Source organism: Peribacillus sp. (genome assembly GCF_059453735.1).
The window spans coordinates 1-7,689 of the sequence record NZ_JAZVJO010000295.1 but is presented as its reverse complement, the minus strand read 5'-3'; the positions used below and the strand labels follow the sequence as shown (position 1 = coordinate 7,689).

General features: G+C 38.8%; 6 protein-coding genes and 1 pseudogene. 1 reads left to right on the top strand and 6 read right to left on the bottom strand.

All coding sequences use genetic code 11. The features are described 5' to 3' along the window. Window positions 1-209: 209 nt before the first annotated feature. The 5 genes from AC52RT_RS09445 to AC52RT_RS09425 all read right to left on the bottom strand — a co-directional run bounded on the left by AC52RT_RS09445 (window position 210) and on the right by AC52RT_RS09425 (window position 5,720). Window positions 210-1,472: a S1C family serine protease gene (locus AC52RT_RS09445; RefSeq protein WP_495540505.1), complete on the bottom strand. Its 1,263-nt coding sequence runs from the start codon at window positions 1,470-1,472 to the stop codon at window positions 210-212. A gap of 150 nt (window positions 1,473-1,622) precedes the next feature. Beyond that, a complete protein-coding gene (locus tag AC52RT_RS09440) occupies window positions 1,623-3,032 on the bottom strand; it encodes a sensor histidine kinase (protein WP_495540504.1) in 1,410 nt (469 codons plus the stop codon). Next, complete coding sequence (locus AC52RT_RS09435; protein WP_495540503.1) at window positions 3,022-3,726, bottom strand: winged helix-turn-helix domain-containing protein; 705 nt, start codon at window positions 3,724-3,726, stop codon at window positions 3,022-3,024. Before AC52RT_RS09435 ends, AC52RT_RS09440 begins: the two co-directional genes overlap by 11 nt. Window positions 3,727-3,845: 119 nt before the next feature. Then, a complete protein-coding gene (locus AC52RT_RS09430; RefSeq protein ID WP_495540506.1) occupies window positions 3,846-4,610 on the bottom strand; it encodes an alpha/beta hydrolase in 765 nt (254 codons plus the stop codon). 273 nt (window positions 4,611-4,883) lie between these two features. Next, window positions 4,884-5,720, bottom strand: coding sequence for a tetratricopeptide repeat protein (locus tag AC52RT_RS09425; RefSeq protein ID WP_495540502.1), 837 nt, complete (start codon window positions 5,718-5,720; stop codon window positions 4,884-4,886). A 132-nt stretch (window positions 5,721-5,852) separates the two neighbouring features. Here AC52RT_RS09425 and AC52RT_RS09420 point away from each other — a divergent pair, with 132 nt between their 5' ends. Continuing rightward, a complete protein-coding gene (locus tag AC52RT_RS09420) occupies window positions 5,853-6,212 on the top strand; it encodes a hydrolase (RefSeq protein ID WP_495540501.1) in 360 nt (119 codons plus the stop codon). A gap of 47 nt (window positions 6,213-6,259) precedes the next feature. On the opposite strand, the pseudogene AC52RT_RS09415 reads toward AC52RT_RS09420, so the two are convergent. Continuing rightward, a pseudogene (locus AC52RT_RS09415) lies at window positions 6,260-7,689 on the bottom strand (GTP-binding protein); the annotation flags it as partial.

Sequence of the window (7,689 nt, the reverse complement as noted above, 5' to 3'; positions counted from 1 at the left end):
TTTGAAAAATAAACTTGGTAATAAATGTTTTACTATTACAAATGACCTTACTTGTTTTTTAATATTTGTCAATATTTTACACTACCTATTCCAAACCAACAAGTTTTTTTATTGGCAAATATATGGTTCTGTTCAAGGATTGAGATAAAAAAGACTGTCACTCCCCAGTCCTAATACCGGTAAGGTGAGCGACAGCTTTCGTACGGATACTATGATTTACCTAACTTGATTTTTATCGTTTTATTATCGTCACCACGATATACGGTAAAGCTCATTTCTTGACCGACTTTTCCATTTTTATATAAATATTTTCTTAATTCTGATGTAGTTGTGATTTGCGTACCATTAATTTCTGTAATGATGTCCTGTTGCATAAGTCCACCCTCTGCTGCTGGTGAGCCGTCCTCAACACTTGTGACCATAACACCTTCTGCGGCTGCTTGATTAAATGACTGCTGATAGTTCTGAGCAAGTTCGCCGACATTCCCTAGGCTGACCCCTAAGTATGGCCGAGTGACTTTTCCATCCTTAATAATTTCTTCGACGATCGGCAGTAAATCATTACTTGGAATCGCAAAGCCAAGGCCTTCCACACCATCTTCAGATATTTTCAAGCTGTTAATACCAATGACCTCACCTTGCGCGTTAATCAGCGCTCCCCCACTGTTCCCTGGGTTAATCGCTGCATCTGTCTGAATCACATCTAAATTCCATTCACCTGCTGATGTCGCGACATCTATTGAACGACCAGTGGCACTAACAATCCCCTGTGTTACTGTACGCGATAAATCTAGACCAAGCGGATTGCCTATTGCAACAACAGAGTCACCTGTACGAATAGCATCAGAATTTCCAAAACTGATTTTATCAGGTGCCTTAGAAGCATCAATTGTAATAACAGCAAGATCCGTTAACGCATCTGAACCAACAACCTCCGCCGCTGTCTTCACGCCGTCATCGAGAGAAACCTCAACCTTACTCGCATTCTCTATCACATGATTATTTGTGATAATATACGCTTTATTTCCTTCTTTTTTGTACATAACACCTGAACCTGTTCCACTCTCTACCTCAGATGAACTGTCACTTGAGCTGGAGTTCGGAAACATCCCCCCGCTGTATGAGCTTTGCTGCTGTTGATAATTAATCACTCCAACAATCGAGTTAGACGCTTTTTCAACCATATCTGCTATACCAGAGTTATCATTGCTATAAGAAGTTTGTTCTACAGGCAGCAAAGCAGAATCACTTTTCTCTTTAATAAGTGCAGCACCTTGTGTATCATTCTGAGACGTTTGATTAACATCCATATAATCAGCCCCAAAAACAAATACCGAACAAGTTAACAATGAACCGACAATTCCTGATGTGAGCGATGAAAACCAGAAGGACTTGCTCTTTTGTTCTTTCCGAGTCGTTTTTGTAACTTCAGGCGTCTGTTCAATTCTTTCTGTTTCAGTATTATTTTCCATATATTTTCACACCTCATTTTTATTTTTTTGATTATCTTGGTATCATCATAACCATCAATTATTAAAAATTTATTAACAAATCATGAAACCTGAATGAAAAGATGCAAAAAAAATAAGACTTTGCTTTTAAAAGCCAAGTCTTATCCTTCACTAATCTAATAGAGGTAAGTAAATTGTAAAGATCGTCCCTTTTCCTTTTATACTAGATACCTCTATCTTCCCCCCATGCAGTTCAACTAATTTTTTTACAATTGACAACCCAAGTCCAAATTCCCCATATGGATTATTTGTCCGAGAAAGATCAGCTTTATAAAAACGCCGCCAGATCGTTTGGATGTCATCCGGATCTATGCCAATTCCAGAATCTTCAATTTCAATAATCGTTTCCTTATCGCTCACTCTGCCTCTGAGCCAAATGGTTCCATTATCCGTAAATTGTATACTGTTTTTCGTAATATTAATCAAGATTTGAATCAATCGATCGTAATCTGCATACACAAGTACTTCTTCCGCAACTTCGACAAGAATTTCGTTCCGCTTATTTGCTGCCTGTATGTTGAGATGTTCTTTTATCACTTCCATCAACTCGTGCAACAGTATTGATTCTTTAGTCAGTTTAATTTGATTAGAACGAACTTTTTCATAATCTAAGTTTTCATTAACTAAGCGAATTAGCCGTTTTGCTTCCTGACTTGCAAGGTTAACACCCTTCAGTTTCTCTTTTTCGGGAATCATGTCATCTCTTAAGCCTTCAAGCATCCCGCTGATTGTGGTTAAAGGTGTCCTTAGTTCATGAGAAACATCCGCCATAAACTGCCGTCTTCTGTTCTCCAAATTTTCAATTTCTTCATTAGATGCTTTCAACTTTCCTGCCATCTCATTAAAATCATTCCCAAGATCACCGATTTCATCAAAGTTAGCAGACGGGACATGAACATTATAATTCCCACCCGCAATCATCGAGGCAGCATCACGGATCCGTTGAATTCGTTTGACGTGCACCCTTGACAGCAGCCAGTTTAATAGGAAGGAAATTGTCAGAGCAATTAATACAGTAATAACAAGATACTGATTAATTTCGCTGATCATTTCTCTTGAACCACTGACTGGGGCAATTAGTAAGATTCCCCCGACCAGCGTCCCTGCCTGAATATAAGGAAGGACAACCAGCGAAACTTCCTGTTCAAAGCGTTTGCTTTCTTGACGGATAATAACTGTGTCACCCCGTGCTAGTTTCTCCCACTCTTCATTGCTAGGCTCAAAACGCGACAAACGACCTGAATAAGGATATACAATGTCGCGATTCTGATCAAACACACTAAAAAAAATATCCTTATCATCAAGAACAGAGGCATATTGATTAAGTACTGTTGATTGACCTCTTGGATTATTTTCAAACTCCGTTAAGATTTCCTCGCCATATGTAATCAGTTCATTCGTTGTATTTTCGTAAACAAGTTGTTCAACGTATTTAGCAAACAGCAAACTTAAAGTAAGAAAAGCGACGATCAAGATGATAATATTACTTCCCAGCAGTTGATAAAGATATTTAATTCTCATACCCCGCTCCACTTTCATCGAATTTATACCCGACACCCCAAACCGTATGAAGCATAGGACGCGCCGGGGATCCAATTTTATTTCGCAGCCTTTTTATATGAACATCCACGGTCCTTTCATCACCATAAAATTGATAACCCCATACACGCTCCAGCAGCTGATCTCTCGAAAACACTTGACGAGGGGACTGAACAAAATAGGAAAGCAAATCAAATTCTTTTGGCGTCAAATTCGTAATTGGCTTACCATCAAGGAATACTTCTCTCGTATCTTTATTGATCCTTAGATACTTTGTTTCAAGCATATGTTGTTCCTTCTGCTCCGCACTCCCACTCTGATATCTCCTTGTTACTGCCTTAATCCTCGCCATTAAGGCCAACGGGCTAAACGGCTTCGTTACATAATCATCTGCCCCCAGTTCCAGACCCAATACCTGATCGGATTCGCTGTCTTTTGCCGTCAACATTATAATTGGAATGGTATCCTTTGCACTCCTTATTTTGCGACAAATAGCTACCCCATCCATACCCGGGAGCATCCAATCAAGAATCAACACATCCCATTTACCTGAAAGATACCGATTGTAACCATCAAGCCCATTCATTACGAATTCTCCAGTAATCCCTTCTTTCGCAAAAAACATTTCCAGCATCGAACAAACACTTTCATTATCTTCTATTACAAGGATCTTCATTTCTCAAATCTCCTTCAACAATCCATTATTACCTTTAAAATTACGGGTATTTAGCAATATTTACAACTTTTTTAATATAAGTCTGCGAAAATAGATGCTTTCAAACAAACAGCTGTACCTCATGAATACAAGCTATTACTCTTTGCTGCTCGTTTTATAAAGGCTAAGGTTTCACTAATAATAATCCCTTGATCATTATCCAGCGTCGCCACATGGTAACTGTTTTTAAGCGTAATTATTTTTTTATCATTTGCACTGATTCTATCATAAATAATTTGTGTATTATTTGGAGGGACTACATGGTCTTCTATTGAAACAAATAGTAAGACAGGGCAACTAACCTTGTTTAACTTTCTGCTGACTGCGTCCGTTAATTTTATCAGTTCCTTTATTGAACGAACCGGCGTTTTCATATAAGCCAGCTCCTGATTGCCAACCCGTTTAATATCAGAGCCAATTGCATCGAGAAAACGTGTATCGGTTATATGCTGAGCCATTTCCAATTGCGGCAGCTCCACCGCCGCATTAATAAGGACAATTCCTTTAATGTCTGAATACTTTTCAGCCAAGTAGAGTGTGAGTGTCCCTCCCATCGAGAGACCCGTCACGAAGATTGTCTCACAGCGGCCCTTCAGCCAACCTAATCCTTCCTCAACCGACGCCATCCATTCTTCCATCTTTGTCCGTTCCATATCTTCATAATGAGTGCCATGTCCCTTAAGACGCGGCCCGCAGACAGTATAGCCAGCCTTAGCATACGCTTCCCCAAGCGGCTTCATACTCTGTGTTGTTCCGGTAAAGCCATGACATAGTAAAACACCGATATCATTGCCTTCAAAAAAGAAAGGCTCAGCACCATCCAGTACAAGATACTCTTCCGTCATCAACAACTCCCCCATTCTTAAATCTCTTATCATTCACATTCGCTCTCCAGAAAGAAAATCCTGCTTTCAGAACCCTATTTCAACCAGGAACGGGGCTGTTCCTTCTATTATATTGGTTTTTTGGGGAACGTCATTATTCCCGTCTGCGATGGGCGTATTCCCGTCTAGCACAACGTTATTCCCGTCTGGAACAACGTTATTCCCGCCTGAAACCACTCACCAGCCGAAATTGAATCCATACATAAAAAAAAAGAGCTTGGATAAGCTCTTTTGCTACATTAAATCTTCGACTTCTTTTGTTTCGGGATTAACGCTGTACCAGCCCCATGTTGCGGTATGCCCTTCTTTTGTTTCCGGGTTGTCTATGACAATCTCGTAAACTTGAAAAATATAATTTCCTTTTTCATCTTCTCGATCAAATTGTATCGTTAAATTTGAAGAGTCGTTCATCTTAATAAATTCGGCAACTAATTCTTTGCCTTCATCTGTGGTGAATTCCGTGGACTCACTGGCTTCTTTTGTTTCAGCTTGTTTATCCGTTTCTTCAGGTTTCTCCGTTTCGGAAGTTTTACCTGCTTGCTGCTCACTTTGTACCGTTTTATCAATCAGTTTTTTTGCTTCACTCTTAAGCTTACTTGTCGATGGCTGATTTGATTCAGCCACTTCTCGAAAAAGACTGTGGGCCTCTTTAAATTGTTTTTGCGAAAGCAAAACTTTTCCTTCCGCAAGTTTCAACGCCATTTCTTCGTTTTCTTTTATGGCTGTACTTACTTCCTTCTTCAGCTCTTTCGCCTGTTTATAAACGTCTTCACCCTCAGGCTCACTCATTTTATAATTGATTACTTTATCTACTAGCGTAAGTGCTGTTGGATAATCTGACGTTTCATAGGCGGTCATTGCTTTACTCATAGCAGCTGATAAGTTCCGAAGATCTCTTGCTTCAGCGGAATCTTTATCTTGATAAGCCTTATCGAATGCTTCAGAAGCTTCTAAATAATGTTGTTTCTTTAATTCATTCCTGCCTAACTCCATGTTCGTTTCATAGGCACGGGTTGTACAACCTGCTAACAGACTTAAAGCAAGTATAAATAATAGTGCTTTTTTTCGCATGATATACTCTCCATTCCTCTTTCTAATTGGTTCATTATACCATTATAATAGTTTCCTTTTCAGTGAATAGGGTTAAAACATTCAAAATTGTGGTAAAAGAATAGTACTAAAGAAAATAAGGAGATGAACATGATGAATTCCGAAAAACAAACCTATTTCGTTGATCTTGTAAGCGGAGATATTCTTGAACAGCCGCTGATAGAAGAAAATCCAAACTTTAGAATATATGCAACTGCAGAGGAATTAGCTGATTTAAAATTACAACTTGAAAAAAGTCATACGGCAGACTTACAAGCACACATCCGATCAGTTATTCCCTATGTTCCTTATCACAAAGACAAACCAAATGATCAGTACGATGCGGCTCTAAAACATATTTATGCCATTATTTATCAATATGGTGATGAAGAAGCTAGACAATTTATTGATGAAATCGGAATTCTTGAAGATAATAAATTTGAAGGTGACGAGGATATAAAAAAAATGAAATAGTTATCAAAAAGAGGCTGCTCCTTAAAGGAACAGCCTCTTTTTGATAGTTACTTTCTAGAATCTTGAATCATTTCATATTGACGCAATCTTATTTTAAATAATGTGATTGGATCCCGATACAACTCTGGAAGTTCTCTCATTTGATCAAGTGCGGATTGGCTATCTGAAATTTCAATTTGACATTGTTCCATATGTTGATTAAGAACGTTGTATGGATGTCTAAAGAACATAGCAATATCTCGTTCCAAGGATTTTTCAAACAAGACAAATTGTGACAGGAATTTTGCCGCAACTGCATTTGCTACATCATCATAATCCATGGTTTCTAGATATTTTTTGTATTGATTATATAATGTTCCTTTATTTTGCGTAAGTCCTCCGAATAACTTACCCGCACCTTTAAGGAGAAGTTGTGAAGGGGTATGACGCATTAGAATGTTCATGTCATCCACTTGCACCATACTTGTCATCCGCTCTGCATCACGACTCCAGTCATCAAGCACTCGGTAATCACATGCGAGTTCAATACGTTCGTCGCCATAAAGAGTATTAAAACCTTCTGCCATTTCATTTAAAAGATGCTGACTTTGGTTAAATTCTTCTTTCGACTGATTAATCCAATCTTGTAAAGAAACATGGAATTTAGGAAGTACCCGATTTTTGACATAATCCTGAATCCGTACATTCATCTCTTCATTAAGTAAGATATGGATACGTCGGAAATCACTGTCCTCTTTTAACAGACTAGCACAGTCACGAAGAAGATCAGGAATCCTTCCTGTAAGGTCATTCCGAACTTCGTCTTTAAGTAATTTATAGGAATTGGTAATCGTTCGTACATTTTCTGTCTCTTGATCTGTTACTTGATGGATGGCGCCGTTAAGTTTAACGACCATTTCTTCATTCCACCTGATCGATTCAACATGTTGATTTTCCATCTCGATCCGTTTCTCTAGCAGGGTTGCTAAGGTTTTACGGATGTAGAACAGCATGTTGCCTCTTCTCTCGACAGGAAGATGATCGCCGCTGAAATTGCGCCAAATAAAGCTAGCTGCATCACCTTGATGATGTTGACTTGAATAAGCAAATAGTTCTGCTTCTGGGACATAGTCACGAATACGGTCAGCTGTATCTTCAAGAATTCGGATGGCATCATGCTCATTGAAAATTTTCTCTAAGTTTGTTAAGACAAAATGAATCGGTAAGTGAGGCGTCCGTTTTCTTACATCTAAGACAAGTTCTCGCTCACGCTCAGTAAATGGTGACTGCGCATCGAGTGTAACTAATAATCCATCTGCCATATGCGTTAATGTGTAAAATTCATTTCGAACAGCTGCACTTCCTGATAAACCTGGAGTATTAACAAGAGTTAATGCCTGTTCCTCTAGTAATAGAGATGGGAATTTCACCTCGAAAAAGGATTCTCTATAATTGCTTGATTCCTCAATGGCTTCTAAATCAGGTAACGGAAGAATTC

Excerpts from the sequence above, each read along its gene's own strand:
- AC52RT_RS09445 (WP_495540505.1), bottom strand. The coding sequence starts at position 1,472 with ATGGAAAATAATACTGAAACAGAAAGAATTGAACAGACGCCTGAAGTT.
- AC52RT_RS09440 (WP_495540504.1), bottom strand. The coding sequence starts at position 3,032 with ATGAGAATTAAATATCTTTATCAACTGCTGGGAAGTAATATTATCATC.
- AC52RT_RS09435 (WP_495540503.1), bottom strand. The coding sequence starts at position 3,726 with ATGAAGATCCTTGTAATAGAAGATAATGAAAGTGTTTGTTCGATGCTG.
- AC52RT_RS09430 (WP_495540506.1), bottom strand. The coding sequence starts at position 4,610 with ATGACGGAAGAGTATCTTGTACTGGATGGTGCTGAGCCTTTCTTTTTT.
- AC52RT_RS09425 (WP_495540502.1), bottom strand. The coding sequence starts at position 5,720 with ATGCGAAAAAAAGCACTATTATTTATACTTGCTTTAAGTCTGTTAGCA.
- AC52RT_RS09420 (WP_495540501.1), top strand. The coding sequence starts at position 5,853 with ATGAATTCCGAAAAACAAACCTATTTCGTTGATCTTGTAAGCGGAGAT.